This is a genomic window from Neorhizobium sp. R1-B (assembly GCF_004368875.1).
Classification (GTDB): Bacteria; Pseudomonadota; Alphaproteobacteria; order Rhizobiales; family Rhizobiaceae; genus Neorhizobium; species Neorhizobium huautlense.
The window spans coordinates 13472-39626 of the sequence record NZ_SOEM01000007.1; the positions used below are offsets into that span (position 1 = coordinate 13472).

Sequence of the window (26155 nt, forward strand, 5' to 3'; positions counted from 1 at the left end):
TCCTCAACTCTTATCGAGACCGTAGGCGGAATGCAAAGTCCTAACCGCAAGTTCGGAATAAGCGCCGTCGATAAGGATGGAAATCTTGATTTCCGAGGTGGTGATCGCCTTGATGTTGATGCCTTTTTCGGCAAGTGCCTTGAAAGCAAGCGCGGCGACGCCGGCATGGCTGCGCATGCCGATGCCGATGACCGACACCTTGGCGAGACCTGATTCGGTCTGGACCACGTCGAAGCCGATCTTCGCCTTGTTGTCGTCCAGCACCTTCATGGCCTTCTGCACGTCGCCGGAGGGCACGGTGAAGGTCATGTCGGTCTTCGAGCCATCTTCCGAGATGTTCTGGACGATCATGTCGACGTTGATATGAGCCTCGGCGAGCGGGCCGAAGATCGCTGCCGAAACGCCCGGCCGGTCGGAAAGCCGGCGGAGCGAAATCTGCGCTTCATCCTTGGCATAGGCGATGCCGGTGACGACTTCCTGTTCCACGATTTCTTCCTCGTCGCAAATCAAAGTGCCGGGCGGGTTCAGGAGGTCGCCCATGCCCGGCGCATCGGGATCCTCGAAACTGGAGCGCACGAATGTGCGGACCTTGTGGACCATGGCAAGCTCGACCGAGCGCACCTGCAGCACCTTCGAGCCGAGCGATGCCATTTCCAGCATTTCTTCGAAGGACACCTTTTTCATGCGGCGCGCCTTCGGCTCGATGCGCGGATCGGTCGTGTAGACCCCGTCCACATCGGTATAGATGTCGCAGCGGTCGGCCTTGACCGCCGCCGCGATCGCAACGGCGGACGTATCGGAACCGCCGCGGCCGAGCGTCGCAATCCGGTTATCCGGGCCAAGTCCCTGGAAACCGGCGACCACGGCGACCTGGCCTTCGCCCATGCGCTTGATGATGTCGGAGCCGTCTATCTCAAGGATGCGGGCAGCGCCATGGGCATTGTCGGTGCGGATCGGGATCTGCCAGCCCTGCCAGGAACGTGCATTGATGCCCATCGACTGCAGTGCGATCGCAAGGATGCCGGAAGTCACCTGCTCGCCGGATGCGACGACGGCGTCGTATTCGCGTGCGTCGTAGAATGGTGAATTGGCGCCCGAGACCTTCGGCATGTCCTGCACCCAGCCGACAAGTTCGTTGGTCTTGCCGGACATGGCCGACACGACAACCGCCACCTCATGGCCGGCTTCGACTTCCCGTTTCACATGGCGCGCGACGTTGTGAATGCGTTCGAGATTAGCGACGGAAGTGCCGCCGAACTTCATGACGATGCGAGCCATACGACAAAAACCACTGTTCCAACCCGGGCCTTTGGAATGCCCGGGCGTCTGCTTTCGAACCACCTCAAAACCCGGCCGTCCGCGGCTGGATCGTCAAGTTGCGCGGTCTCTTATCGAAAAGGGGGGAAAGGCGCAATGGCAAGAATGGGGGCTGCGTTACGGTCGGGAAAAAGTCGCTTCCCCCTGAAATGTAGAAGCCGCCTCGAGGGCGGCTCCTGTCTGTGAGGTTTAACCCGGATTGGGAAGCGCCGGGCACCCCGGCCCGACCGGCTGATCCGGCCCGCAGCGTCCTTCCGGTACGATCGGAGGCGCAAACCGTCGATCGTCGTCCCGCCGTTCGACGCGCGGCGGCGGCGGGCGTCTCGGTTCGTCCCGATCTACACGCGGGGCTGGCGGACGGCGGTCGTCACGGTCGCGGTCCCAACGCGGCGGATCGCGGTCACGGTCGCGATCCCAGCGTGGCGGATCACGATCCCAGCGCTCACGCTCCCAGCGCGGCGGATCCCGATCCCAGGTGTCACGGTCACGGTCGCGGTCCCAACGCGGCGGCGGGGGTGGGGCCGGACGATCATACCGGTCCCAGGTATAACGCCGCCACCGGTCGCGTTCGCGATAGAAGTCGCGGTCGCGATAATAGCGCCCCCAGTAATTGTCCACGTCGAAGGTGATGATCGGAATACCCAGGGGCCGATAATATTGCGGCCCGACGTAAACGCGGTTGGAACGATAGCTGGCCTGAACATAATTGCCCGAAACCCAGCCGCGGCCGCCGTAGAAGGACACGTCGCACCAATTCACGCTGCTCAGGCAGCCGTTGATGACGACGGATTCCCCGGCGGGGATGACCGTTACGGCGGGGTAACCGGTGCTCGGTCCGGACCGCATGTTGACGTTTGCGGTGGCAAATCCGCGCACTGCCGCTTCCGCCAGCGACGGCGCCGTAAACATGGCGCAGAGTGCTGCAACGGATATCAGAATTTTCTTCACGGGCTTCCTCCTGAGAAACCTATTGTCGCCGGACCGACCATCTGCCGGGCGGACTGTCTCACTACGTTAATGTGCAAGACATTGCTATTGTTCCCGCGCGCCGCTGAACGGCGCATGAATGATTTAGTTTGGTTTTGTTAAGCTTTTATCTTCGCTGGCGCCGTCGATTGCCGCTCGACGATGTGACAGGCGAGCTCCACCCGCCGCACCGGGCTGGCAAATCCGGACAGCGCGTCGCGCAACAGGTCCAGCGCCACGCCGCCGAGCTCGCGCATGGGAATGTGCATCGTCGTCAACGGGGGGTTCAGGAAGGCTGCCTGCGGCAGGTCGTCCATCCCCATGACGGAAACATCCTGCGGCACCGAATAGCCCATCTGCTGCACGCCCATCATCGCCCCGACCGCAAGGCTGTCGCCGGCGGCCAGAACCGCAGTAAAGTCGAGGCCTCGGCTGCGTAAGCGCTCGCTGACAGCCTGCGCCGCCAGATCCGGCAGCCAGTCATCGACGGGCATCACCAGGTCGTCGGACCACGGCAGGCCGTGCTGCAGGAATGCGTCATGCCAGCCTTCCCGGCGCCGTTCTATGGTGCGCCGTCCGGGGCGCATCAGGAAGAGGATGCGCCTGTGTCCCAGGCGGATCAGATAATCCGTCGCCACATGCGCCGCCGACCGGTTGCAGGGGGTGACGCTCGAAAGCCACATGTAAGGGTCGTCGCCGTTGATCAGCACCACCGGTTTGCCGAAGCCGCGGGTGGCCGCCAGCATTCCCTCGTCGTCGACCGTCAGAAACAGCAGTCCGGCGACATCCGGATCGATACGTGCCTCCTCCAGCACGACCTTCTCTTCCGCCTGATCGGCCACCGCGCGGGTGACGATCTCCAGGCCGAGCGCCTGGGCACGGTCTCTGAGGCCTTCCAGCACGTAGAGCGTGAACTGGTTGCGCACATAGTCGATCATCGCCGCGCTCGAGGCGGCAAGGATCACCTTTTTCCCCGCCACGGGCGTCGGCACCGTGTAGTTCGCGTCCTTGGCAGCCTCCAGGATGCGCTCTCGCACATCCGCCCGCACACCCTTTTCCCCGGCAAGCGCTCGCGAAACCGTGCTCAGCGAGACGCCGACTTTCTCGGCTATGTCCTCCAGCCGCACCCTGCGGCTCTTCTTGCCGCGCTTTCCCGCCGTAGGCTTCACCACCATGATTATTGTCCTCCACGAAATGCAAACTGCAAAAAATTTTCAGATTGCGCAATCAATTTTCAGATGTTTTCATGAGATTGCCGCTCGGGAGAAGCGGATTGAGACTGTGTGCGCCGTCGCATGGTGCAGCTATGGGAGGAAGTGACTGATGGGCCTGTCAGCCCGGGACATCCGTGAAAAGCTTGATCGCCTGGTGGCCGGTTTTACCGGACTTCGCCATGAAGGCCGCTTTCACGAACCCAATCTCGACGGCACCGCCGGCGACTACATCTCCTTCGACAGCTGGGAATGGCCGCAGGGCGTCGGTCTTTATGGCCTCATCCGGCTCTGGCTGTTCACCGGCCGCGACGACCTCAAGACACTGATCGAAAACTGGTACTCGAAGCAGATCGAAGCAGGCCTGCCGTCCCTCAACGTCAACACGACGGCGCCCATGCTCGGCCTGTCGGTTCTCTGGCGCGAAACGAAGGATCCCCGCTGGCAGCCGGTCCTGGACGCCTGGGCAAGCCGCGTCATGACGGAGATGGGCCGCACCGAGGAAGGCGCCTTCGAACATCACGTCTCGGACAAGGTCAATGACGACGAACTCTGGGACGACACCCTTTATATGGTCGCCCTCTTCCTCGCCTCCTATGGGCAAGCGAGCGGCCGGCCCGAACTTGTCGATGAGGCTGCAAGGCAGTTCCTCGTCCACACCCGCTATCTTGCCGATCGCAAGACCGGCCTCTGGTTCCACGGCTGGACCTTCAAGGGCCATCACAATTTCGCTGAAGCGCGCTGGGCCCGCGGCAATGCCTGGATTACCGCCGGCATGCTGGATCTGTTCGACCTCGCGGATATGGCAAAGCCGGTGAAAGATTACCTGCTCGGCGTCTTGGTGGCGCAGGTCAACGCGCTCCTGCCGCTGCAGACTGCCTCGGGCGCTTGGCGCACCCTCCTGGACGATCCCTCGTCCTACGAGGAGATCTCCGCGACCGCGGGCTTCGGCTACGGCCTCCTGAAAGGTTACCGCCTCGGCCTCGGAACGCCCGAGTGGCGGGCCGCCGGCTTGAAAGCCGTCGACGCGATCCTCGCAAATATCGACGCTACAGGCACCGTGCTCAACGTCTCCTACGGCACGCGCATGGGCCATGACCTGCAATTCTACAAAGACATCCCGATCCAGCCGACGGGTTACGGCCAGGCGCTGGCGATCCTCTGCCTCTCCGAGGCTCTTCGCCATGTGGAAACGGGAGAACAGGCGGCATGACGATGAAAATTCTCTACGGCGCCGGCCCGAACGACATCAAGACCTACGATACGGCCCGGCTGCGCGCCGAATTCTTGATGGAAGACCTGTTCCAGGAAGGCAAGGTCTCCTTTACTTACACCCATGTCGACCGCCTGATCCTCGGCGGCGCTGTCCCCACGTCGAGCACCCTGGCATTCTGTTCGGGTGAGGATATCGGCACACCCTTCCTTCTCTCGGCCCGCGAGATGGGCGTGGCCAATCTCGGCGGCACGGGCGTCGTCTCTGTCGACGGCAAGAGCTTTACGCTTGAAAACCGCGACGTTCTTTATATCGGCCGCGGTGCACGCGAGATTTCGGTCGCTAGCGCCTCCGCAGACAAGCCCGCTCGCCTCTACATGAACTCGGTGCCGGCAGGCGCCGATATCCCGCACCGCCTGATCAAGCGGGCGGAATCGAAGATGCTGACTTTCGGCGATCCCAAGCGCGCCAATCTGCGGAATCTCCGGATGTACATCCATCCGGAAGTCGCACCCTCCTGCCTGCTTCTGCTGGGCATTACCGACCTTGCCGAGGGCAGCGTCTGGAACACCATGCCGCCCCACCTCCATGAACGGCGCATGGAAGCCTATTGCTATTTCGACCTCGCGCCTGAGGAGCGGGTCGTCCATCTGATGGGCCGCCCTGAAGAAACCCGCCACCTCCTCGTCAAGAACCTGGATGCGGTGCTTTCTCCGGCATGGTCGATCCATATGGGCGCCGGCACCGGCCCTTACGCCTTCGTCTGGGGCATGACCGGCGAAAACCAGGAATATAACGACGTGGCCCCCGTGGCCCTCAGCGAATTGAGATAAGACTGCCATGAATCCTGAAGCGAACTGGATGCGGAAAAACTTGAAGCCGGGCGAAGCGGTTCGCTACTGGCAGCTTGGCCGCACGGCGCAAGAGCGTTTCGACGTACCCGACGCTCCGATGAAGGGCGAGATGGACCCGTTCTTCTTCCTCACCAAGGTGAAGAACTTCATCCCTCACGAATATCCCTGCCGCACCATCTTTGCGGAAACCTATCGCGGCAAACGGCCCGAGGTTCGCGGAGAATTCGAAGCCGCCCGCTGGTGGCTGCCCTTCGGGTCGCCGCGGCTCGATCTTTCCGGTTTCTGGTTCCGCCCCACCCGCCTTGCCACCTGGACCCGCACCTATGTCGAAGCGGAAGCCGCCGGCACGGCGAAGGTTCGCCTCGGCACCTGTGGCGGCGCCGTCCTTTGGCTGAACGGCCAGGAAATCGGCTGGATGGCGCCCTATAGCCGCAACCTCGAAGCCAAGCAGGAGTTCGAACTGCCGCTTGTGGCGGGCCTCAATGAAATCACCCTCTTCTTCGACGATCTCGCCGAGCGCGACGCCCGCTATTTCTATCAGTTCGACTATCTGTCCGGTCCGGCGGCGAGCGTCGCCCTGCCTGTGCCCGTCGCAGGCCACGTCGCCGAAAGCCTTGAAACGGCGCTCGACGGAATGCACCTCGACCGCCCGCACTATTTCGGTGGCGACATCACTCTTCTCTTCGCGGAGGCACTGCCGGTCGAGGTCGACGTCAATGTCGCGATCGAGGGCGATTTCATGTCGCGTGAGCGTTTCGATTTCGACTTCGTCCTGCCGGCCGGCGCCAGGAGCCTCAATGTCGGTCCATCCGAAAAAGCGCCCGCCGATTTCCGTCACCTGCGCGTCACGCTGAATGCCGGCGGCTTCGTCGCCTCCCGTTCGCTCGGTGTCGAGATCTGCCACGCCGAGCGTCAGGGTAAGGCTCCCACTTCTCTAGCGGACCGCATTGCTGAAACGCTCAGCGAAGTGTCGGAATATTCCGAGCGCGACACCGTCCGCGCCTTTGCGCGCCTGGCAAGCGGCCGCGCCGGCGAAGATACGGACGCAATGATCGAGGAAATCCTGCCCTCGATCGAGGACTGCCACGATTGCGCGGATTTCTCTCTTGTGCCGCTCATCTGGTCGCGCACCGCCTGGGGCGGCGACATCAATGAAAAGACCCGTGCCCGCATCGATGCGGCGATCCTGAACTATCGCTTCTGGATGGATGAGCCGGGCAATGACGTTCAGTGGTATTTCTCCGAAAACCACGCATTGCTTTTCCACACCTCCGCCTATCTTGCCGGCCATCTTCTCCCAGAGGCCACCTTCGTCCGTTCCGGCCGTAAAGGTTCGGAGCAGGCGAAGGTGGGCGCGGAGCGCGTGCGTGCCTGGCTTGATCATTTCGAGCATTGGGAGATGGCGGAATTCAACTCCGCCCCTTACTTCCCGATCGATCTCAAGGGCCTGACGGCGCTTGCGGCGCTCTCGCCGGACAGGGACATCGCCGACCGCGCCAAGGCCGGCATCGTCCGGCTCTGCGAAGTCATCGCCCGTTCGGCCCACCATGGCATGGTCACTGCAGCTCAGGGACGTTCCTACGAACACACGCTCTGCGCCGGACGCTCGCTTGAGCTCTCCGCCGTCGCTCGCCTGCTCTGGGGCAAGGGCTGGTATGGCCGCCGCGTGCACTGCCTGCCGCAGATGGCCGTCTGCCTCCGCGACCATGGCCTTGAAATTCCGGCATCCTTTGCTGCAATTGCGGACCATCGCGATGAAAAGCATCAGGAATGGCGTTTTGCCCAAGGCGAAAATTCCTTCGCCGCGCTTTATCACTACAAGGGAGAACACTTCGCCATGGGCTCCACCGTCCACTACCGGTGGGACGAATGGGGTTACCAGGAAACCGTCCTGCACCTGCGCATCGGCGAGAAGCCCGAAGCGGCGATCTGGATCAACCATCCCGGCGAAACCATCCAGTTCGGCTACGGCCGGCCCTCCTATTGGGGCGGCTGCGGCACCATCCCGCGCGTGCAGCAGTATCGCGGTCTCGCGATGCTTGAATTCACTACCTATGAGGAACAGCCGGATTTCACCCACGCTTGGTTCCCGAAGGCGGAATTCGACGAAACCCGTGTTTCCGGCACGCTGGCGCTCGCCCGCTCCGGCAATGGTGCTGTTCTGCTGCGCGCCGGCTCCGATCTGGTGCCGACGACCGAAGGCCCGTCGGCCGGAGCCGAATTGCGTCAATATGGCCAGAAGACCCGCTGGATCGTCCGCGTCTGCGAGGCCGGCGATCTGGCCTCTGTCGAAAGCCGCTTCAGCGCGCTTGCCGCCAGCCGGGATTCCGAAGGCTCATTCATTGTCGAAGATCCGGAATATGGTAGCGTCCGCTTCAGGGCCGACGGCAGCGTGGAAGCCGAAGGCCGCGTCATCGCGCGGGCAGATTTTACGGTCAAGGGCGAGGCAAGTCTGCTGAACCCGAGTTGAGAAGAAACCGGACGGGAGGAGGCCCTGTCCATAAGGAGGAGGAAATGAACATGAAAATGAAATCGCTTCTGGCAGGCACAACGCTCGCCCTTCTGATGTCGACTGCGGCACACGCCGGCGACGTGCGCATCATGTGGTATTCGGACGGCGTCGAAGGCGACGTCATGAAAGACCTCGTCGGTCGCTTCATGAAGGAAAATCCCGGCATCAACGTCATCCTCGACAACGTCGCCTATAGTGTCATCAAGGAGCAGCTACCGGTTCAGCTCGAAGCCGGCAACGGCCCGGACATTGCCCGCGTCACCGCGTTGAAGGACCTGTCCAAGCACTGGCTCGACCTGCGCCCGCTGGTTAAGGACGCCAAATACTGGGACGAGAATTTTGGCGACAAGGCCGACTGGATGCGTCCGGACGGCTCCAACCAGATCTCCGGTTTCATGACCCAGCTCACGCTGACCGGCGGTTATGCCAACAAGACGCTGTTCGAACAGGCCGGCGTCGAAATCCCGGGCCCGAAGGCCACCTGGGACGAATGGGCGGCTGCAGCCAAGAAGGTTGCCGAAAGCCAGAAGATTCCGTTTGCCATGGCGATCGACCGCTCCGGCCACCGCATCACCGCTCCGAACCTTTCCTATGGCGCAAATTACGTCGGCAAGGACGGCAAGCCCGCCCCGCTCGACAAGGGCGCCAAGGAATTTCTGACCAAGTTCGTCAACTGGACGGCCGACGGCACCTTCTCCAAGGACGTCTGGGTTTCAGCTGCCGGCAACACCTACCGTGCCGCCGCCGAAGACTTCATCAACGGCCAGCTCGCCTTCTATTATTCCGGCTCCTGGCAGGTGGCGAACCTTGCGACCAAGATCGGCAGCAATTTCGATTGGGTAGCCACCGGCAGCCCCTGCGGCCCCGCAGCCTGCACCGGCATGCCGGGCGGCGCCGGCCTTGTTGCGGTGAAATACACCAAGAACCCGACGGAAGTCGCCAAGGTCATGGACTGGATGGCAAGCGAGGCGGTCGTCAAGGAATTCTCCGAACGCACCCTCTTCCTGCCCGCCCACAAGGCAGTGGTCGAAAAGGGCGGTCTTAACTTCAAGACCGACAACGCCCAGGCCAAGGCTGCTCTGACCAAATATGTCGAAGCCTCCAAGACCACGGCCGAGACGGCTCTGAAGCTCCCCGGCTGGCGCTGGTCCGACACGGTTTATGCCGCGATCGTCACCCGCATTGGTCAGACGCTGGCCGGCGAACTGAAGGTCGACGATGCCTTCACGCGCATCGATGCCGACATCGCCCAGAAGGTGAAGGACAGCGGCCAGTGATAGCTGCATTGGCGTGAACCCCTCACCCCACCTCCGCTCAGCGCACCCTCTCCCCGCAAGCGGGGTGAGGGGAAACGGCGACGGCGCGGCAAGTCCTTCTCCCCGCCTGCGGGGAGAAGGTGCCGGCAGGCGGATGAGGGCAAGCCGCGCCATCCGGATAAGAAGATAAGGAGGGATGGAATACCAAGATGAGCACGACGTCTCTCAGCGACCGCCTCGGCAGCCTCCTCATGGCGCCCGTGCATCTTCTGATGCGCATCATCGACGTGCCCCTGCGCGCCGTTCAGAAAGCGACCGGCATCAGCGGCATGGCGGCCTTCTTCCTTGCGCCGAACATGCTGATCTTCGGCATCTTCGTGCTCCTGCCGCTCGTCATCAACTTCGTCTATTCGATGACCGGAGGCACGGCCTTCTTCCTTGCCGAGCGCAATTTCGTCGGCGCCGAGCAATATTCCCGCCTCTTTACCTGCGGTAGCTATCTCGATCCGATGTCCTGCCAGGAGGATGCCTTCTGGACGGCGGTCGGCAACACGTTCTGGTTCGTGATCCTGCAGGTGGCGCTGATGATCGGCGTTTCGCTGATTACGGCATTGATCCTCAACCGCGATCTCGCCGCCCGCTCCTTCTGGCGCGCCGTCTTTTTCTTCCCCGTCCTCCTGTCGCCGGTCGTCGTCGGCCTGATCTGGAAATGGATCCTGCAGCGCCAGGGCCTCCTGAATTTTGGCCTCTACCAGTTCGGTATCGAGCCCTATACCTGGCTCACGGACCGCAACTGGACCTTCGCCGCCACGATCGGCGTCTCGATCTGGGCGCATATGGGCCTCTACACGCTGATCCTGCTCGCCGGCCTGCAGGCGATCCCGAAGGACCTCTATGAGGCCGCCGAAATGGACGGCACCAAACCGGAGCGCGTTTTCCGGCGCATCACGTTGCCGCTGCTGGCGCCCAATCTTCTCGTCGTCGTCGTCCTCGCCCTGATCAAGGCCGTGCAGATCTTCGACGAGGTCTACGTGCTGACCGGCGGCGGTCCAGGTACCAGCACGCTCTATCTGACCCAGTATATCTATGAGACCGGCTTTGCCTCGGCGCTCCGCAATCCGGGGCTCGCCGCTGCCGCCTCGATCCTGATGGGCCTCGTGCTCGTGGTGCTTACTCTGGTCCAGCTCGGCATCGGCCAGCGTGGCGAAAAGAAGGGGAAACGCTGATGGGTGTCGCCTCCCGCTTCATTCTGCGCCGCCGTGGCGGCAAGGGCTGGCATTGGACGGATATCGTGACCTGGCTCTGGCTCGTCGGCGGCCTGATCATCATGTTCGGTCCAGCCGTCTGGCTCGCCTTTTCGTCCTTCAAGACGCCGGCAGCGCTTGCCGAATTCCCCCCGTCCATCCTGCCCTACGTCACCCAGCAGGCGACGGTCCAAGGTTATGACAAGCCGCTGCAACTCTTCGAGGCCAAGCTTCCGGACGGCTCGACGCGGGTGCTCGCCGAAGTCCGCCGTATCGGCGTCATGAGCCAGATGGTCGATCCGAAAACGCCCGGGGAAATCATCAAGGTCAATATGAACAACCGCACGCCGGTGCGAACCCTCTCCTTCGCGACGGAGAATTATACCGAACCCTTCGTGCACTTTGACTTCCTGCGCTACCTCTGGAATTCCGTCTTCGTCACGGTCACCGCGACGCTGATCACACTGATCGTCAATTCCATGGCCGCCTTCGCGCTGTCGAAATATGAGTTCAGGGGCCGCAGTCTTGCGATGCTGATCATCCTCGCCACCCTGATGGTGCCGCTCTCGGTCATCATGGTGCCGCTCTATTCGATCATCTCGTCGCTCGGCCTGTTCAACAGCCTGTGGGGCGTCATCTTGCCGACGGTCGCCACCCCGACCGGCGTCTTCATCCTGCGCCAGTACATGCTGACCATCCCCGATGAACTGATCGACGCGGCGCGCATGGACAAGGCGTCGGAATGGCAGATCTACTGGCGCATCGTCCTGCCGCTAACGGCGCCGGCACTCGCCGTGCTCGCTATCTTCTCGGTCGTCTGGCGCTGGAACGACTTCCTCTGGCCTCTAATCGTGCTGTCGCGCCGCGAGCTCTATACCCTGCAGGTAGGGCTCAGCATCTATTCGGGCGAGCTGAACGTCCAGTGGCATTTCATCCTGGCGATGACCGTGGTGACCATGATCCCGGTCGTGCTGGTCTTCATCTTCCTGCAGCGTTTCATCACCACCGGCATTGCCGGCACCGGTCTGAAGTAAGGAATACCGATCGATGGGCGAAATCAAACTCACCGATGTTAACAAGTCCTTCGGTTCCGTCCATGTCCTGAAGGACATCGACCTCCACATCAAGGACGGCGAATTCGTCGTCTTCGTCGGACCGTCGGGCTGCGGCAAGTCGACCCTTCTGCGCACCATAGCAGGCCTCGAAAAGGTCACCGGCGGCGAGATTCAGATCGACGGCAAGCGGGTGAACGAGGTCACCGCGGCCGACCGCGGGCTAGCCATGGTCTTCCAGTCCTATGCGCTTTATCCGCATATGAGCGTACGTCAGAACCTCGCCTTCGGGCTTGAAAACTCGAACATGCCGAAGGCGGAGGTCGCCGAACGCATCGGGGAAGCTGCCCGCATGCTAGAGATCGAGCCCTATCTCGAGCGCCGTCCCGGCCAGCTCTCCGGTGGCCAGCGCCAGCGCGTCGCGATCGGCCGCGCCATCGTCCGCCGCCCGACCGCCTTCCTGCTCGATGAGCCACTCTCCAACCTCGACGCGGAGCTGCGCGTCTCGACCCGTGCCGAACTCGCCGCTCTCCACGCCCGCATCGGCTCGACGATGATCTATGTCACCCATGACCAGGTGGAGGCGATGACCCTCGCCCATCGCATCGTGGTCATGCGCGCCGGAAAGATCGAGCAGGTCGGCACGCCGCTCGAACTCTATAACACACCTGCCAACCGTTTCGTCGCCGGCTTCATCGGCGCACCGCACATGAACTTCCTCTCCGGCGAAGTCGTGGAAAAGGAAGCGGGCAACGCGACTCTCCTGATCGGCGGCAGCCATCGCCTGCTGGTGCCGATGTCCGATCGAAAACTCTCCGTCGGCGACAAGTTGACCATCGGCATCCGTCCGCAGCACATCACGCTCGCAAACGACCCCGGCAGCCTGAGGGTCAAGGTTCGGCTCGTCGAGGCACTGGGGTCCGAAACCGTCATTCATGCGGATCTTAACGGTGAAAAGCTGCTCGCCGTCGTCCCCGGCCAGCGACAGATTTCCCCCGGCGACGACGCGCATTTCTCCGTCGCCGGTGCTCCGCTGCACCTGTTTGACGGAAACGGGTCGAGGGTAAAGGGGTAGATCAGCTCCTTCCGAGCTAACTCCCCTATCGGACGGGCTAATGGCCGCTCCGATAGGGATAGGATAATTTGACGGCGTCCATGTAAAAGGAGGCCTCAATGACCCGCTTGTTCATGATGCTGCTTTCGACGGCAATTCTCGCGCCGCTTTCGCTGTCGCCTGTCTATGCCCAAAACAAGACCGTGACCACAAAGCCGACGGTAGACAGCATCCCGGCAGGTCGTTCGGTTCTCTACAATGACGGGAAATGCCCGGCCGGCCAGATCGCGCGCTATACCAAGTCCCGGTACAAGGAGCAGATGGGGAGAAAGTGCGTCCATATCACCGGTTTCGGCAAATAGCGGCTCACACGTTTAAAGATACCCTTGGAAAAAACTCAGTACCGCCCGGCGCATCGCCGGCGTCTCCTGATGCCCGACACCGACCTCCGGCAGAAAGACGAACGCGCTGAGCGCTTCGGCCTTCAGATAGGCTGCCTCGGTCTCCGCGAAGGCGATGTCGACCGCCTCCGGCGGTGTCAGCGGATCATCCCAGCCCACGCAGATCAGCTGCGGTCGCGGCGCCACGAGGCCCGCAATCTCTCCGGTCGACGTCTCTTTCAATAGTCCCGGCACCGTCAGGTAATGTCCGTGACGGTTATGCGCGCCGGTTCTGACAAGCGCTGCAAAATCCGCGTAACAGCAGAGATGCGCCGCCGCTTTCACCTGCGGATCGACCGCGGCGAGAAAATAGGCAAGCGTCGCGCCCATGGAAATGCCCGTCGCGCCGATCCGCGCCGGATCCACCTCCGGCCGTGTCGCAAGCCAGGAAAGCGCCGCCGCCTGCTCCGAAACCATCTGCCCGAATAGCGTCTTGCCATGCCAGAGCGCCGCCTTGGCCGCCGCGTCCTCCGTTAGATCCGCCCGTTCGCCGAAGGTCGGCATGTCGATGCAAAGCACCACATAGCCGTCCCGCGCCAACATTGGCCCGGGGGCGTCAAGCAGCGCCTGCCTGCCGTCGATCAATTCGGACGCGCCGATATCGTAGCGGCCGCCATGCGCATGAGCGTAGACGATAGCAGGCCCGGGCCTGACGGAAGCTTTGCTTGGACGCGTCAGGAAGCCACGCACAGGCGTCCCGTCCGACAGCTGGAACTGGAGGCGTTCGATAACATAACCGTCGAGAAATTCGGTCCGGTTCTCGACAACATTCAACGTGAGGTCTTCGAAAACCAGCAGCTCCTTCAAGCGCGCAACGGTTATTGTCCCCTTGCCCATTCCTTCCCCCGGCATCGGCTGTCCGGGGATGATTTTCTTCCATCCCCGCCCGTTTTTCAAAGACATAGACGAAATTCCATCCCCTCGCATCCCCGTCCAAGCAAGTCCCGCCTACAATTTCCCTGTCCCGCTTCGGCTACACCGGCCCGCATAACCGGCGAGGCGGGACCGGTGATCTGGCGAACCGCCCTTATGCAAGCGGGTCGTCAGGGGCTGCGCAGAAAATGGTTCCCCTCTCGCCGGAACCGGCGGGGCGTGCGTGTGTCGCACACAAACCGGCCCTGATAAACATCAATCGACAAACGGGCCGCCGCAGAGGAACCGGAGTTGCGCGGAAAAACACACCGAACGGGACACGTCGCGTGTCACCTATAAATTTACTTACGAGGCACTCGACGTGTCCCGGCCGATAGCCTGTCCTCGGGCCTGACCCGAGGAAAACCGCGACAGCACCAAGGGACGAGTCTGCCCGCACAAAGGAACCGCAAGGTGGATAAGCAGGATTTCAGTGAATACGAAAAACGCCGCGCCGAGCAACACGAGAAACTGTGCCGCGCTACCGCATTGCTCATGTGCCTGGACCATCGGATCTGCCACCTGCGCGCCTGTTATCGCAAACGCATGTGTAGTGGCCCAATGCGTCCCTCGCCTCATCAGGCGGGAGCGGTCCGTGCCCAGCGGGAAATCGGCCTCAGCGGCAAGGCCTGCGCCGAGCTTCCATTCTGCGTGGCGAACATGGCGGCACAGTTGTTCGGCCGCTACAGCAAGCTCAGAAGCGACCTTCAGCAGGTGGCAATCGACGTTCCAGAGCTGGATCTGCTCCAGGCTTGCAGAGAGGTTGCAGCCAAGCCGCCCTTGAAGCGAAGACCTCTTGACTTCTTCCCCCGCTCATCCGACTTCAAACGATGAAACCAAGGGGATGAAACCATGACCGAAGCCGTCCGCAGCACCATCGATCAGAGCGAAGTCGACCGGTTCTCCGCCATGGCCGCTGAATGGTGGGATCCGACGGGCAAGTTCAAGCCCCTCCACAAGTTCAACCCCGTGCGTCTCACCTATATCCGCGACCGCGTCTGCGAGAATTTCGGCCGCGATCCGAGAAGCCATCTGCCTCTCTCCGGCCTGCGCTTCCTCGATATCGGCTGCGGCGGCGGTCTTCTGTCGGAACCGGTCGCCCGCATGGGTGCGACCGTCGTCGGCGCCGATCCCTCGGAAAAGAACATCGGCATCGCCTCGACCCATGCCGCCGAGACCGGCACCACGGTCGACTACCGCGCCGTCACCGCCGAACAGCTGGCGGAAGCCGGCGAGACCTTCGACATTGTTCTCAACATGGAAGTGGTGGAGCATGTCGCCGATGTCGATTTCTTCATGACCACCTGCGCAAAAATGGTCCGGCCCGGCGGGCTGATGTTCGTCGCCACCATCAACCGCACTTTCAAGGCCGGCGCGCTGGCGATTTTCGCAGCCGAAAACATCCTCCGCTGGCTGCCGCGCGGAACCCATCAATACGAAAAGCTTGTCCGTCCGGAAGAGCTGGAAAAGCCGCTATCCGCAAGCGGCATGCAAATCATCCACCGCACCGGCGTTTTCTTCAACCCGCTCCAGGACCGCTGGAACCTCTCCCCCGACATGGACGTCAACTATATGCTGCTGGCGAAGCGCGCGGAGTGAGGGCTTCTATGGCCTGGGCTTCATCATAGGTTGAAGACATCCATTGACAGCGTTGGCAATCCCGCCCCGGACCGTGCCCATTCCCTGAACCTCTGCTACACTTCAAAAAAGCGAAGGGGCCGAAGCGGTGTTGAACCTCTCCAGCCCTATCGGGTTCTTTGAAATATTGCTTTGCTAAGTGCGATCAGTTCGCATCCTCCGGCAGCACCGGCAGCGGGGCCACCTCGATGCCTTCGTCGAGAAGATCCTTCACCTCGCCGAGGCTCGCCTGGCCGATGATGCCGCGGGCATCCGCCTCCCCGTAATGGATCTTGCGGGCTTCTTCCGGAAATTTCTCGCCCACGTCCTCGGCACTGGCCTTGATCGCAGCGACGGCTTCCTTGACCTTGGCAATCATCTCCTGGCGGGCCATGTCCATGACGATCTCGCGCTTCTCTTCCTTTTTGCGCGCGGTCGAAACCGACGGCGCCATCAGCGTCTTGGAAATCGACGCGGAGTTGCAGGCCGGACAGGTGAGAAATCCGCTTTGTCTCTGGCGATCGAATTCCGCGCTCGTCGAAAACCAGCCTTCGAACGTGTGGGCATTTTCACAACTGAGAGAATACTTGATCAAGCGGCAACACCTCCCGCCGCATCGGACACGGTGTCCAGGGTGAATTCGCGGGCATTCTTGAGGTTCGGGATTTTTCCACGCGCGGCCTTCACCGCGGCGATGTCGATGTCGGCAAGCACGACCGCCTCGCCTGTACCGCCGGCGGAGGCGAGTATCTTGCCCCAGGGGTCGACGATCATGGAGTGGCCGAAGGTTTCCCGGCCGTCTTCATGCACCCCGCCTTGAGCGGCAGCTATCACGAACGCGCCGTTCTCGATGGCTCGCGCCCTGAGCAGCACTTCCCAATGTGCTTCGCCCGTTTGACGGGTAAAGGCCGCAGGCACCGTCAGGATTTCCGCACCCGCCAGCGCTTCCGTTCTGAAGAGTTGGGGGAAGCGCACATCGTAGCAGATCGCAAAACCCAACCTGGCAAACGGCAGATCGGCAACGCGTGCCTCCGCGCCCGGCTCATAGGCGGAGCTTTCGCGCCAGCTTTCGCCGTTGTCGAGATCGACGTCGAACATGTGGATCTTGTCATAGCTCGCGATCTGCCGGCCGCCGGGAGCGAAGAGGAAGGAGCGATTGGCGATCTTGCCATCATTTCTCGCAATGGCGGTCGAACCGATATGCAGGTGGATGCCGAGTTCCTGAGCGAGGCTGCGGGCCGTAGAAACGATGATATCGCCGGTCTCGTCGCGCAGCGCGGCACGCATCGCCTGCCGGTCGCGCTGCAGCGCCCCGGTCATCTCCGGCGTCTGGATATAGATTGCCCCCTGCGCGGCGGCTTCACGTACCAGCCGCACCATGTCGAGAGCGTTCTTTTCCGGATCGACGCCGGAACACATCTGGATCGCTGCTGCCTTGAATGTCATCCCTTGCTCTCCTCAAGCCACCAGCATCGGATCCAGCTTGCCCGCACGATCGAGCGCGTGAAGATCGTCGCATCCGCCGACATGCTCGCCGTTGATGAAGATCTGCGGAAACGTCGAGCGGCCGTTCGCCTTGCCGATCATCTCCTCGCGCAATTCCTTGGAATAGGTCGCATCGTGTTCGACGTATCGGACGCCCTTGGACTCCAGCAGAGCCTTTGCACGAGCGCAGTAGCCGCAATATTCACGGGTATAGATAGTCACGTCTGCCATCGTTTTCTCCGGCGCAGCCCCATTGGGCGAAAAGCCGGAGGACGGCCGCGCATGAACTGTCATCTATTGTCATATAGGGGTGGAAATAGCCATTGCAAAGGTCAAAACCGTGACCTCCGCGGCCCCGGCCTTCTTGAGGATGCGGGTAGCGGAGGAGATCGTCGCTCCGGTGGTATAGACATCGTCGACGAGCACCAGCCGCTTGCCGAAGATATCCGCCTCACGGCCGGGCGCGATGGCGAAAGCGGCCCGAACGTTATCCTGCCGGGCGCGGGCCGAAAGCCCCACCTGTCGGCTCGTGCGTTTGATGCGCACCAGCGTCGACGACAGAAACGGCTTGCCGCTTTTCTCGGCCAGATGCCGCCCCAGTTCTGCCGCCTGGTTGAACTTCCTGAAAACAAGGCGCGAGCGGTGGAGGGGAACCGGAAGAATGCCGTCACAGCGATCGACATGGCCTTCGGCCGCGCGCAGCATCCAGCCGGACATCATCGGGGCCAGATCGGTGCGGTCCCGATACTTCAGCGCGTGTACGAGGTCGCGTGCCGCTCCGTCGAAGATCGCAGCCGACCGCAGCCGGTCAAAAACCGGCGGATCGGCGATTGCCTGGGCCGAAAGCATGCCTGCCCCGGGATCGTGGGAAAACGGCAAGCCAAGGGCTTCGCAAAACGGCCGCTCGATGAAACGGATTTCGCGCCAGCAGGACGGGCAGAGGCCTCCATGCCGGCCGGTGAGAATGCCGCAGCCGGGACAGGCGGGGGGATAGACGAGATCGCCGAGCCGCCGCGTCCACGTCAGGGCAAACGGTGGTACAAAACGAAGAATGCTGGTGCTTGGCTCTCCGGACATGTCTTGACAATAACGCAGGGAGCGCGCCTTTGCGAAGCAGGAATGTGAGTGTGCAAGACATGGAAATTCTCTTCGACGAACAGCTGGTGAAGGCCAGACGCGAGCGTGCCCTGGCAAAGGCGGACCGCAAGGCGGCTTTCCTCTTGGAGATCGCCGGGCGCGAGATGGCTGACCGCCTTGCCGTCGTCGAACGCCGTTTCGAAACGGCCGTCGAATTGCACGGCGGCATCGGCGCAGCCGCCCATGAAGCCATGGCTACCGGGAAGATCGGCAATATGCGCCGTGTCGAGACGAGCCTGGCTTTCGCTGAGCCCGGAGAGACGATTGAGGCCGCGCCCTGGGAAGACGTGCCTCTCGAACCGGAATCCGTCAACCTGGTGCTTTCGCCGCTCGCTCTGCATCTCGTCAACGACACGCCGGGCGCGCTGATCCGCATTCGCCGCGCCCTGAAGCCGGATGGCCTGTTCCTCGCCGCCATTCCCGGTGCCGGCACGCTCAGCGAACTGCGCGACGTTCTCTTGTCTGCCGAGGCGGAGTTAACGGGCGGCGCAAGCCCCCGTGTCGCACCCTTTGCGGATGTCCGCGATGTCGGGGCACTGCTGCAGCGCGCGGGTTTCGCACTGCCGGTCGTCGATATCGAAACCTATACAGTCCGCTACGATTCGCTTTTCGGGCTGATGCGTGACCTTCGCGCCATGGGCATGACGAACCCGCTTTCGGGCCGCAGCCGGGTGCCGGTGACGAAGGCGTTCTTCATGCGGGCTGCAGAACTTTACGCGGAACGTTATTCCGATCCGGACGGCCGCATCCGTGCGACCTTCTCGATCATATATGCATCCGGCTGGGCACCGCATGAAAGCCAGCAGAAACCGCTGAAACCAGGGTCCGCGAAGATGCGGCTGGCCGATGCCCTGCGTAAGGAAACAGAGTAGACCCGTTAGTCCATGGCGCTGCTATAGGTGTCTGCGACCCCGCCGAAAAGGGCGTCCATCGCCTCGTAGTACTGACCCAAACCGGCAAAAAGCGCGACAGCTATGAGCGAGATCAGCAGGCCGTATTCCACCGCCGTCGCCCCGCCTTCGTCGCGCATGAAGAACCGGAGGAGACGCATGGGCAGCCCTTTTCGACGAGAAGTCTCTGATCTGCCCCACCTTAAGGTAGAATCGTTAATTAGCAGTCATCACCGGAGCCGTAGCCTTCCACGATGCATATGGAGCCCGGCGTTTCCTGCAGCACGCTGCGGCGAATTGTATAGACCTTCGTGCCCTTTTCGGCAGGCCTGATCGAACCCGTCGTGATCCGGTCGAAATCTTCCTGGACATGCGCCATCCGCTCGTCGCTGCGGTCTGCCAGCATCGGCGTCACGATCAAAGCGAGTGCGATGGCAGCCGTGCCGAACAGGAGCGCGATATTGAGCGCTCCGGTCCTGCCGGATCCACGCGCCGCCCGCTGTCGAATCCGCGCAGTCTTCCAGAATTCCTCGTCCATGCCTTCGAAGTCTCGTAAAACGCGGTTACTTGGTGAGCCCAAAAGGTGCCACAATCGGCTAAACGAACCCTTAACGCAGAATGAATTCGATTCTGCTAATTTTAACGATCAAAGCAGGTCTTGAAGGATCGGGATCAACGGCTCGTCGGCCGGCGGCATGGGATAATCCCGCAATGCATTCGGCCGCACCCATTTGATCGCCTGACCTTCCCTCCCGACCGGAATGCCCTCGTAACGCCGGCAGATATAAAGCGGCATCAGGAGGTGGAACGTCTCGTAGGTGTGGCTGGCGAAGGTGAGCGGCGCCAGGCACGGGATTTTCGTCACGATGCCAAGCTCTTCGTGGAGTTCGCGCACCAGCGTCTCCTCGGGCGTTTCGCCGGGCTCGACCTTGCCGCCCGGAAATTCCCAGAGGCCTGCCAGCGTCTTGCCTTCGGGACGCTGTGCGAGCAGGATTCGCCCGTCGGTATCGATGAGGGCGCAGGCGGCAACCAGCAGGAGCTTGCGAGGGGTCTCGTTCATGCCGGCATGTCCTGCCGCCAGTAGCGGTATTCATAGGCCTTGCGGAAACCGAACTTGCGGTAGAGCGCCAGCGCCGGCGCATTGTCGGCAACGACCTGAAGCCAGGCCGAACGCGCGCCGCTGATACGTGCCCAGCGCAGGGCCGAGGAGAGAATTTCCGTGCCTATACCCTCTCGCCGATATGCTTCGACGACGGCAAAGGAAATAATCCCGGCCAGATCGTTGTCCTGCACACAGAGCGCCATCGCGATCGGCCCGTCGACGGCACTCTCCTTGATGAAGAAGCCCGATGGCGGCTTGATCGCCGAGAGAATTTCCGCCATCGCCGGCTTCAGCGCGGCATCCTCGCCATTGACCGCAAGCGTCGCATCGGTGAACCGGCCGACATCGTGGCTCGGCAGGTAGTCGAGCGTGTCGGGCAATTCGAGTGCGGTAAGATCGACAGTCAGCACGTCGACCGTTTCGAAGGCCCGCCATCCTTCCGCCTTAAGATGGTCGAGCAGAAGAGGCGGGGCAAGCGGCGTCTCGCGGACGAGAAGCGGCCGGCCGTAGCTTTCGAACCGCTTGCGCGCCTTCTGAAGCCGCGTCGCCATGTCCCGATGATCGGAAGGGTCAAGCGGCACGATGCAGTTGAGGCGCTTCGAGGGATGGCCACCGGTGAGTCGCACCTGCCAGCTTCCGTCATAGACGACGGACGCCGCCGGCCAGGCCCGGAAGCCGACGGCTTCGAGGCGTCGCACCAGCGGCAGGTCGCCTTGCGGAGATGATGACTGTATCAATCCCGTCAGCTCCGATAGTCGCCGTTGATGGCGACATATTCCTTGGTCAGGTCGCAGGTCCAGACGGTGGCGGTACCGCTGCCGAGACCGATATCCACTTTGACCGGAATGTCTTCCTCTTTCATCACCGCCGTGGTGGCGGCTTCCGAATAGGCCGGATCACGCTCGCCGTCGACGGCTACCCGCACACCGCCGAACCAGATCGCCAGACGATCGCGGTCGGCCATCTCGCCGGACTTGCCGACGGCCATGACGATGCGGCCCCAGTTGGCGTCCTCACCGGCAATGGCCGTCTTGACCAGAGGGGAATTGGCGATCGAAAGCGCGATCTTCTTGGCAGCCGCATCGCTCTCGGCCCCGGTCACGGTGATTTCGACCATCTTGCGGGCGCCTTCGCCGTCGCGCACCACCTGCAGGGCAAGATCCCTGAGCAGATCGTTGAGCGCGGCACGAAAACCTTCCAGGCGGACATCGTCAGCGCTCTCGACACGGGCCTGCCCGTCCTCAGCCGCGGCACCGGTCGCAAACAGCATCAGCGTGTCGGAGGTCGACGTGTCACTGTCGACGGTGACCGAGTTGAACGTCGGGCCGACGCCGGCAGCCAAAAGAGTCTGAAGCACCGGCGAGGCGATATCCGCGTCGGTCGCCACGAAAGACAGCATGGTTGCCATGTCGGGCGCGATCATGCCCGCACCCTTGGCGATGCCGTTGATCGTCACCTTCACGCCGCCGATCTCGGCGGTGCGGGTCGCCACCTTTGGATAGGTGTCGGTGGTCATGATCGCCTTGGCTGCCTCGATCCAGAAGTCGCCCGACGCCTGGCCGTACATTTCGCCGAGCACGCCTGCAAATTTCGTCGCATCCAGCGGTTCGCCGATCACGCCGGTCGAGGCAAGGTAGACTTGCGTTTCCTCGCAACCCACGGCCTCTGCGGCCGACCTGGCAGTGAGCGCGGTCGCAGCCTTGCCTTTGACGCCCGTAAACGCATTGGCATTGCCGGAATTGACCACAACGGCCCGGGCCGATCCGTGCGGCAGATTGGCGCGGCAGAAATCGACTGGAGCCGAGGGGCATTTGGACCGGGTGAAGACCCCCGCAACTGAAGCCGGCTTATCGAAAACCATCAGAAGCACGTCGGTGCGGTTCTTGTACTTGATGCCGGCGGCGGCAGTCGCCATACGCAGGCCGCGCAGAGCTGGCATGTCTGGATAGGATTTCGGAGCGAGCGGAGAAACGGAAGCGGACATCGGAAACAACCTGGCAATAAGGAAAGGCCCGGAAAATCCGGGCCTCAGGGTGGCTCTTCGGACGATTACTGCTGTGCCGGAACGGCCGGCGCGTCGCCGCCATCGCGCATCTTGCTGACGTCGTCGTAGCCCTTCTTCAAGGCTTCATCCATGATCTCGACCTTCTGATCGGCCTTGGCCTTCTCGATCAGCGCCACATACTTGTCGCGCATTACGAGCTGACGGACCTGATCCTCGACCTGATCGAGAGCCGGGGGCGGAGCGTCGCGCTTGTCTTCCAGCTTAATGACATGGAAGCCGAACTGGGACTGAACCGGGGTCTTGGTATAGGCGCCCTTTTCGAGAGTGAAAGCCGCTTCCTCGAATTCCGGCACCATGCGGCCACGGCCGAACCAGCCGAGGTCACCGCCTTCGTCCTTGTTGGAATCCTGCGACTTTTCCTTGGCGATCTCGGCGAAGTCCTTGCCCTTGTCGAGATCGGCGATGACAGCCTTTGCCTCTTCCTCGGTCTTCACGAGAATGTGGCGGGCATGTACCTCTTCCTGCTTCGGAATGCCCGCGATTTCCTTGTCGTAGCGGGCTTTCACTTCTTCCGCGGTGACCGCGTCGATGACGTGCTTGCGGAAATAGGCATTGTGGAGTTCGCGGTCGCCGATATAGGCCATGCGCTTCTTGAAATCTTCGGTATCCTTGATGCCTTCGGCAAGCGCGCCGGAGGCCAGAAGCTTGACGTCAATGGCGCCCGAAAGAGCCGCGACCTTCTTCTGCTCATCCGGAAGCTGAGCAAGCTGCGGGTCAAGATTCTGGATTGCGAGGTCGAGCTCCGACTGGCGGATTTCCAGGCTCCCCACCTTTGCGACAACGGCATCTTCCGCCGAAAATGCCGGAGCCTGGGAGAAGATCGCAGCGGCAAGCGCAGCCGTTACGAGGAATTTGTGGCGCAACATCGATTTACCTTTCAATAGGGCGCCGGCTTCAGAACGTCTGAATCCGGCCGGAAAACCTTCACAAACACCGGATTGTGGCCATTCTGTATCGGCCGCCACCGTTGACATAATTCGACCCCCCTCTTATCTGTCACGCAACTTCGCGTCCAGAAGAGTTTCCGGGCGTGGCGGGTCATTTTGCCGTCATCAAGCCGACACCGGCAGCCCGGCCCGCCGTCCCAAGAACTGAGATCAGAAAGGACCATTCGTATGGTCAGCCTTGGCGGCATCGCCCGCAAATTGTTCGGTTCGGCAAACGACCGTCGCCTCCGCGGCTACCAGCCGAAAATAGACGCCATCAATGCAATTGAGGAAAAGACCAAGGCTCTTTCCGACGAGCAGCTCGCAGCCCAGACTGCGGAATTCAAGAAACTGCTTGCCGAAGGCAAGACGCTCGACGACATCCTCATCCCGGCCTTTGCCGTCGTGCGGGAAGCGTCCCGCCGGGTCCTCGGCATGCGCCCCTTCGACGTGCAGCTGATGGGCGGCATGATCCTTCACGACGGTGCAATCGCGGAGATGAAGACCGGCGAAGGCAAGACGCTGGTGGCAACCCTGCCCGTTTACCTCAACGCGCTCTCCGGCAAGGGCGTTCACGTGGTCACGGTCAACGATTACCTCGCCCGCCGCGATGCGACGACAATGGGCAAGCTCTACGGCTTCCTCGGCCTGACCACGGGCGTCATCGTCCACGGCTTGAGCGACGAGGAGCGTCACGCGGCCTATGCCTGCGACATCACCTACGCCACCAACAACGAACTGGGCTTCGACTATCTGCGCGACAACATGAAATATGAGCGCAGCCAGATGGTCCAGCGCGGCCACAACTATGCGATCGTCGACGAAGTGGACTCGATCCTGGTCGACGAGGCGCGCACGCCGCTGATCATCTCCGGCCCGCTCGATGACCGCTCCGAACTCTACAACACGATCGACGCTTTCATTCCGCTGCTCTCGCCGGAAGATTACGAGATCGACGAGAAGCAGCGCTCGGCCAATTTCTCCGAAGCCGGCACCGAAAAGCTCGAAAACCTGCTGCGCCAGGCGGGTCTGCTGAAGGGCGAAAGCCTCTACGATGTCGAGAACGTGGCGATTGTCCACCACATCAACAACGCGCTGAAGGCTCACAAGCTTTTCACCCGCGACAAGGACTATATCGTCCGCAACGGCGAGATCGTCATCATCGACGAATTCACGGGCCGCATGATGCCCGGCCGCCGTTATTCGGAAGGCCAGCACCAGGCGCTCGAAGCCAAGGAGAAGGTGCAGATCCAGCCGGAGAACCAGACGCTCTCCTCGATCACCTTCCAGAACTATTTCCGCATGTACGCAAAGCTCGCCGGCATGACCGGTACGGCTTCGACGGAAGCGGAGGAATTCGGCAACATTTACAAGCTGGAAGTGGTCGAAGTGCCGACCAACATGCCGATCCAGCGTATCGACGAAGACGATGAGGTCTACCGGAGCTTCGACGAGAAATTCAAGGCGATCATCGCAGAGATCAAGGATGCTCACGAGCGCGGCCAGCCGGTCCTCGTCGGCACGACCTCGATCGAGAAGTCGGAATTGCTGGCGACCATGCTGCGCCAGTCCGGCTTCGACAACTTCCAGGTTCTGAACGCTCGTTACCACGAACAGGAAGCCTATATCGTCAGCCAGGCCGGCGTGCCGGGCGCGGTGACGATCGCCACCAACATGGCCGGCCGCGGCACCGACATCCAGCTTGGCGGCAATATCGAGATGCGCCTTGAGCGCGAACTGGAGGGGATCGAGGATCCGGCAGAACGCTCTGCCAAGGAAACCGCCATCCGCGAAGAGGTCAGGCAGCTCAAGGAAAAGGCGCTTGCCGCCGGCGGCCTCTACGTCATCGCCACCGAGCGCCACGAAAGCCGCCGCATCGACAACCAGCTGCGCGGCCGTTCCGGCCGTCAGGGCGATCCGGGCCGCTCGAAATTCTACCTGTCGCTCCAGGACGACCTGATGCGCATCTTCGGCTCCGACCGCATGGACGGCATGCTGCAGAAGCTCGGCCTAAAGGAAGGCGAGGCGATCGTCCATCCCTGGATCAACAAGGCGCTGGAACGTGCCCAGAAGAAGGTGGAAGCCCGCAACTTCGACATCCGCAAGAACCTTCTGAAATACGACGACGTCACCAACGACCAGCGCAAGGTTATCTTCGAGCAGCGCCTCGAGATGATGGACTCCGAAGACGTTTCGGAAGTCGTCGAGGAAATGCGCACCGAGGTGATCGAAGTTCTCGTCGCAAAGCACATTCCCGAGCGCGCCTATGCCGAACAGTGGAATGCGCAGGGGCTGCGCGAAGACGTCGGCCGCCAGCTAAACCTGGATCTGCCGATCGAGGATTGGGTCAAGGAAGAAGGCATCGGCGAGGACGACATCCGCGAGCGCATTACCGAGGCGGCAAACAAGGCTGCCGCCGATCGCCGCGAACGCTTCGGCGCCGATATCATGAATTATGTGGAGCGCTCCGTGCTGCTCCAGACGCTCGACCACCTGTGGCGCGAACATATCGTCAATCTCGACCACCTGCGTTCGGTCATCGGCTTCCGCGGTTATGCGCAGCGCGATCCGCTGCAGGAATACAAGGCCGAGGCCTTCGAGCTCTTCCAGGCCTTGCTCGCTAACCTGCGCGAAGCAGTGACGGCCCAGATGATGCGCGTCGAACTCGTGCAGAACCCCGAGCCGCCGGAACCGCCGCCGGTCTTCGAAGGACATCATATCGATCCGACCACGGGCGAAGACCAGTTTACCGGCCAGGATGGCGAAAACTTCATCGCCGCGCCGCAGGACCGTCACCCGGAAGACCCGTCCACCTGGGGCAAGGTCGGCCGCAACGAAGCCTGCCCCTGCGGCTCGGGCAAGAAATACAAGCACTGCCACGGCGCGTTCGAACAGGTCTGAG

26 protein-coding genes are annotated in these 26155 nt (G+C 61.9%); 12 read left to right on the forward strand and 14 right to left on the reverse strand.

Going from position 1 to position 26155, the window contains the following annotated elements; genetic code table 11:
* Positions 1–3: 3 nt before the first annotated feature.
* From EDE05_RS12040 to EDE05_RS12050, 3 genes are all read right to left on the reverse strand, one after another.
* A complete protein-coding gene (locus EDE05_RS12040) occupies positions 4–1278 on the reverse strand; it encodes an aspartate kinase (protein WP_112802952.1) in 1275 nt (424 codons plus the stop codon).
* 228 nt (positions 1279–1506) lie between these two features.
* Positions 1507–2265 (reverse strand): SH3 domain-containing protein, encoded by a 759-nt coding sequence (locus EDE05_RS12045; RefSeq protein WP_207914842.1) that lies wholly within the window; start codon positions 2263–2265, stop codon positions 1507–1509.
* Positions 2266–2402: 137 nt separating this feature from the next.
* Entirely contained in the window at positions 2403–3458 is a 1056-nt protein-coding gene (locus EDE05_RS12050) for a LacI family DNA-binding transcriptional regulator (protein ID WP_132410961.1), read from the reverse strand.
* A 148-nt stretch (positions 3459–3606) separates the two neighbouring features.
* Between EDE05_RS12050 and EDE05_RS12055 the strand changes: the two genes are divergently transcribed.
* From EDE05_RS12055 to EDE05_RS12090, 8 genes are all read left to right on the forward strand, one after another.
* The gene (locus EDE05_RS12055) at positions 3607–4707 is read left to right on the forward strand and encodes a glycoside hydrolase family 88 protein (protein WP_132410959.1); all 1101 of its coding nucleotides are present in this window, start codon (positions 3607–3609) and stop codon (positions 4705–4707) included.
* Entirely contained in the window at positions 4704–5540 is an 837-nt protein-coding gene (gene kduI, locus EDE05_RS12060) for a 5-dehydro-4-deoxy-D-glucuronate isomerase (RefSeq protein ID WP_132410957.1), read from the forward strand. Before EDE05_RS12055 ends, kduI begins: the two co-directional genes overlap by 4 nt.
* A gap of 7 nt (positions 5541–5547) precedes the next feature.
* Entirely contained in the window at positions 5548–8031 is a 2484-nt protein-coding gene (locus EDE05_RS12065) for a hypothetical protein (protein ID WP_132410955.1), read from the forward strand.
* Between the two features lie 50 nt (positions 8032–8081).
* Positions 8082–9350: an ABC transporter substrate-binding protein gene (locus EDE05_RS12070; RefSeq protein ID WP_132410993.1), complete on the forward strand. Its 1269-nt coding sequence runs from the start codon at positions 8082–8084 to the stop codon at positions 9348–9350.
* Positions 9351–9538: 188 nt separating this feature from the next.
* Positions 9539–10555 (forward strand): sugar ABC transporter permease, encoded by a 1017-nt coding sequence (locus EDE05_RS12075; protein WP_112802940.1) that lies wholly within the window; start codon positions 9539–9541, stop codon positions 10553–10555.
* Positions 10555–11607, forward strand: coding sequence for a carbohydrate ABC transporter permease (locus EDE05_RS12080; RefSeq protein WP_132410953.1), 1053 nt, complete (start codon positions 10555–10557; stop codon positions 11605–11607). Before EDE05_RS12075 ends, EDE05_RS12080 begins: the two co-directional genes overlap by 1 nt.
* Positions 11608–11620: 13 nt before the next feature.
* Entirely contained in the window at positions 11621–12700 is a 1080-nt protein-coding gene (ugpC, locus tag EDE05_RS12085; RefSeq protein WP_132410951.1) for a sn-glycerol-3-phosphate ABC transporter ATP-binding protein UgpC, read from the forward strand.
* Between the two features lie 98 nt (positions 12701–12798).
* Positions 12799–13041: a DUF6719 family protein gene (locus tag EDE05_RS12090; protein WP_132410949.1), complete on the forward strand. Its 243-nt coding sequence runs from the start codon at positions 12799–12801 to the stop codon at positions 13039–13041.
* Positions 13042–13053: 12 nt separating this feature from the next.
* Here EDE05_RS12090 and EDE05_RS12095 read toward each other — a convergent pair whose 3' ends face one another.
* Positions 13054–13956: a dienelactone hydrolase family protein gene (locus EDE05_RS12095; RefSeq protein WP_132410947.1), complete on the reverse strand. Its 903-nt coding sequence runs from the start codon at positions 13954–13956 to the stop codon at positions 13054–13056.
* Between the two features lie 489 nt (positions 13957–14445).
* Between EDE05_RS12095 and EDE05_RS12100 the strand changes: the two genes are divergently transcribed.
* Together EDE05_RS12100 and ubiG are read left to right on the forward strand one after the other, a co-directional pair.
* Positions 14446–14865, forward strand: a complete 420-nt coding sequence (locus EDE05_RS12100) for a hypothetical protein (protein WP_132410945.1) — start codon at positions 14446–14448, stop codon at positions 14863–14865.
* 18 nt (positions 14866–14883) lie between these two features.
* Positions 14884–15630, forward strand: a complete 747-nt coding sequence (gene ubiG, locus EDE05_RS12105; protein WP_132410943.1) for a bifunctional 2-polyprenyl-6-hydroxyphenol methylase/3-demethylubiquinol 3-O-methyltransferase UbiG — start codon at positions 14884–14886, stop codon at positions 15628–15630.
* Between the two features lie 184 nt (positions 15631–15814).
* On the opposite strand, the gene EDE05_RS12110 is transcribed toward ubiG, so the two are convergent.
* The 4 genes from EDE05_RS12110 to EDE05_RS12125 all read right to left on the reverse strand — a co-directional run bounded on the left by EDE05_RS12110 (position 15815) and on the right by EDE05_RS12125 (position 18210).
* The gene (locus tag EDE05_RS12110; protein ID WP_132410941.1) at positions 15815–16243 is read right to left on the reverse strand and encodes a DUF1178 family protein; all 429 of its coding nucleotides are present in this window, start codon (positions 16241–16243) and stop codon (positions 15815–15817) included.
* A complete protein-coding gene (locus EDE05_RS12115) occupies positions 16240–17094 on the reverse strand; it encodes a carbon-nitrogen hydrolase family protein (protein WP_132410939.1) in 855 nt (284 codons plus the stop codon). Before EDE05_RS12115 ends, EDE05_RS12110 begins: the two co-directional genes overlap by 4 nt.
* Before the next feature lie 12 nt (positions 17095–17106).
* Complete coding sequence (grxC, locus tag EDE05_RS12120) at positions 17107–17364, reverse strand: glutaredoxin 3 (RefSeq protein WP_132410937.1); 258 nt, start codon at positions 17362–17364, stop codon at positions 17107–17109.
* 69 nt (positions 17365–17433) lie between these two features.
* Positions 17434–18210: a ComF family protein gene (locus EDE05_RS12125; RefSeq protein ID WP_132410935.1), complete on the reverse strand. Its 777-nt coding sequence runs from the start codon at positions 18208–18210 to the stop codon at positions 17434–17436.
* Positions 18211–18269: 59 nt separating this feature from the next.
* On the opposite strand from EDE05_RS12125, the gene EDE05_RS12130 reads away from it, so the two are divergent.
* Positions 18270–19142 carry a methyltransferase domain-containing protein gene (locus EDE05_RS12130; protein ID WP_112795644.1) on the forward strand — a complete coding sequence of 291 codons (873 nt, stop codon included), beginning with the start codon at positions 18270–18272 and terminating at the stop codon, positions 19140–19142.
* 5 nt (positions 19143–19147) lie between these two features.
* Here EDE05_RS12130 and EDE05_RS12135 read toward each other — a convergent pair whose 3' ends face one another.
* The 6 genes from EDE05_RS12135 to EDE05_RS12160 form a co-directional block, all read right to left on the reverse strand.
* Positions 19148–19321 (reverse strand): Flp family type IVb pilin, encoded by a 174-nt coding sequence (locus EDE05_RS12135; protein WP_132410933.1) that lies wholly within the window; start codon positions 19319–19321, stop codon positions 19148–19150.
* 59 nt (positions 19322–19380) lie between these two features.
* The gene (locus EDE05_RS12140) at positions 19381–19698 is read right to left on the reverse strand and encodes a hypothetical protein (protein ID WP_132410931.1); all 318 of its coding nucleotides are present in this window, start codon (positions 19696–19698) and stop codon (positions 19381–19383) included.
* A 108-nt stretch (positions 19699–19806) separates the two neighbouring features.
* On the reverse strand, positions 19807–20220 hold the full coding sequence (gene mutT, locus EDE05_RS12145) for an 8-oxo-dGTP diphosphatase MutT (RefSeq protein WP_112795650.1): 414 nt from the start codon (positions 20218–20220) through the stop codon (positions 19807–19809).
* A complete protein-coding gene (locus EDE05_RS12150) occupies positions 20217–20999 on the reverse strand; it encodes a GNAT family N-acetyltransferase (RefSeq protein ID WP_132410929.1) in 783 nt (260 codons plus the stop codon). The genes mutT and EDE05_RS12150 overlap by 4 nt, the downstream gene beginning before the upstream one ends.
* A gap of 5 nt (positions 21000–21004) precedes the next feature.
* A complete protein-coding gene (gene argJ, locus EDE05_RS12155; RefSeq protein WP_112795654.1) occupies positions 21005–22246 on the reverse strand; it encodes a bifunctional glutamate N-acetyltransferase/amino-acid acetyltransferase ArgJ in 1242 nt (413 codons plus the stop codon).
* Between the two features lie 65 nt (positions 22247–22311).
* Complete coding sequence (locus EDE05_RS12160) at positions 22312–23193, reverse strand: peptidylprolyl isomerase (RefSeq protein WP_112795656.1); 882 nt, start codon at positions 23191–23193, stop codon at positions 22312–22314.
* Positions 23194–23442: 249 nt separating this feature from the next.
* Here EDE05_RS12160 and secA point away from each other — a divergent pair, with 249 nt between their 5' ends.
* Positions 23443–26154 (forward strand): preprotein translocase subunit SecA, encoded by a 2712-nt coding sequence (gene secA / locus EDE05_RS12165; protein WP_132410927.1) that lies wholly within the window; start codon positions 23443–23445, stop codon positions 26152–26154.
* The last annotated feature ends 1 nt before the right edge of the window (position 26155 follow it).

Coding starts and splice junctions, on each gene's coding strand:
- EDE05_RS12040 (WP_112802952.1), bottom strand. CDS start 1,278: ATGGCTCGCATCGTCATGAAGTTCGGCGGCACTTCCGTCGCTAATCTC.
- EDE05_RS12050 (WP_132410961.1), bottom strand. CDS start 3,458: ATGGTGGTGAAGCCTACGGCGGGAAAGCGCGGCAAGAAGAGCCGCAGG.
- EDE05_RS12055 (WP_132410959.1), top strand. CDS start 3,607: ATGGGCCTGTCAGCCCGGGACATCCGTGAAAAGCTTGATCGCCTGGTG.
- kduI (WP_132410957.1), top strand. CDS start 4,704: ATGACGATGAAAATTCTCTACGGCGCCGGCCCGAACGACATCAAGACC.
- EDE05_RS12065 (WP_132410955.1), top strand. CDS start 5,548: ATGAATCCTGAAGCGAACTGGATGCGGAAAAACTTGAAGCCGGGCGAA.
- EDE05_RS12070 (WP_132410993.1), top strand. CDS start 8,082: ATGAAAATGAAATCGCTTCTGGCAGGCACAACGCTCGCCCTTCTGATG.
- EDE05_RS12075 (WP_112802940.1), top strand. CDS start 9,539: ATGAGCACGACGTCTCTCAGCGACCGCCTCGGCAGCCTCCTCATGGCG.
- EDE05_RS12080 (WP_132410953.1), top strand. CDS start 10,555: ATGGGTGTCGCCTCCCGCTTCATTCTGCGCCGCCGTGGCGGCAAGGGC.
- ugpC (WP_132410951.1), top strand. CDS start 11,621: ATGGGCGAAATCAAACTCACCGATGTTAACAAGTCCTTCGGTTCCGTC.
- EDE05_RS12090 (WP_132410949.1), top strand. CDS start 12,799: ATGACCCGCTTGTTCATGATGCTGCTTTCGACGGCAATTCTCGCGCCG.
- EDE05_RS12095 (WP_132410947.1), bottom strand. CDS start 13,956: ATGGGCAAGGGGACAATAACCGTTGCGCGCTTGAAGGAGCTGCTGGTT.
- ubiG (WP_132410943.1), top strand. CDS start 14,884: ATGACCGAAGCCGTCCGCAGCACCATCGATCAGAGCGAAGTCGACCGG.
- EDE05_RS12115 (WP_132410939.1), bottom strand. CDS start 17,094: ATGACATTCAAGGCAGCAGCGATCCAGATGTGTTCCGGCGTCGATCCG.
- grxC (WP_132410937.1), bottom strand. CDS start 17,364: ATGGCAGACGTGACTATCTATACCCGTGAATATTGCGGCTACTGCGCT.
- EDE05_RS12125 (WP_132410935.1), bottom strand. CDS start 18,210: ATGTCCGGAGAGCCAAGCACCAGCATTCTTCGTTTTGTACCACCGTTT.
- EDE05_RS12130 (WP_112795644.1), top strand. CDS start 18,270: ATGGAAATTCTCTTCGACGAACAGCTGGTGAAGGCCAGACGCGAGCGT.
- EDE05_RS12135 (WP_132410933.1), bottom strand. CDS start 19,321: ATGCGTCTCCTCCGGTTCTTCATGCGCGACGAAGGCGGGGCGACGGCG.
- EDE05_RS12140 (WP_132410931.1), bottom strand. CDS start 19,698: ATGGACGAGGAATTCTGGAAGACTGCGCGGATTCGACAGCGGGCGGCG.
- mutT (WP_112795650.1), bottom strand. CDS start 20,220: ATGAACGAGACCCCTCGCAAGCTCCTGCTGGTTGCCGCCTGCGCCCTC.
- argJ (WP_112795654.1), bottom strand. CDS start 22,246: ATGTCCGCTTCCGTTTCTCCGCTCGCTCCGAAATCCTATCCAGACATG.
- EDE05_RS12160 (WP_112795656.1), bottom strand. CDS start 23,193: ATGTTGCGCCACAAATTCCTCGTAACGGCTGCGCTTGCCGCTGCGATC.
- secA (WP_132410927.1), top strand. CDS start 23,443: ATGGTCAGCCTTGGCGGCATCGCCCGCAAATTGTTCGGTTCGGCAAAC.